Origin of the sequence: Robertmurraya korlensis, assembly GCF_023715225.1 — a bacterium.
Classification (GTDB): domain Bacteria; phylum Bacillota; class Bacilli; order Bacillales; family Cytobacillaceae; genus Robertmurraya_A.
The window spans coordinates 1-467 of the sequence record NZ_JAMBNS010000087.1 but is presented as its reverse complement, the minus strand read 5'-3'; the positions used below and the strand labels follow the sequence as shown (position 1 = coordinate 467).

Sequence of the window (467 nt, the reverse complement as noted above, 5' to 3'; positions counted from 1 at the left end):
ATGGCGCTGGAGGCGTCGCTCGGCGTGCGGCTGCTGCACCGGAATACGCGCAATCTCGCGGTGACCGAATCGGGGCAGGAGTTTTACGTGCGCGCGCAGCGCATCCTCGCGGAGATCGCCGACGCCGAGCAGGCGATGTCGGTACGCAGCACCGAGCTGCATGGTTCGCTGAAGATCAGCGCGCCGCTGTCGTTCGGGATCACGCACGTGTCGCCGCTGATCGCCGAATTCCTGTCCGCGCACCCGGCCGTGCGGCTGAACCTCGATCTGACCGACCGGCGCGTCGACCTGATCGGCGAGGGCTTCGACCTCGTGCTGCGGATCGGCTCGCTCGAGGATTCGACGCTGATCGCGCGTCCGCTGGGTGCATGGCGGATGATCGCGTGCGCGAGCCCCGCGTACCTGAAGCGGCACGGCACGCCGCAGACGCCGGCCGATCTCGCTGGCCACACGTGCGTGCTGTACGG

1 protein-coding gene is annotated in these 467 nt (G+C 69.0%); it reads left to right on the top strand.

Features of this window, described 5'->3' with window-relative positions:
- On the top strand, nt 1–467 hold a 467-nt coding region (locus tag M3175_RS24285; RefSeq protein ID WP_251524583.1), incomplete at both ends, for a LysR family transcriptional regulator.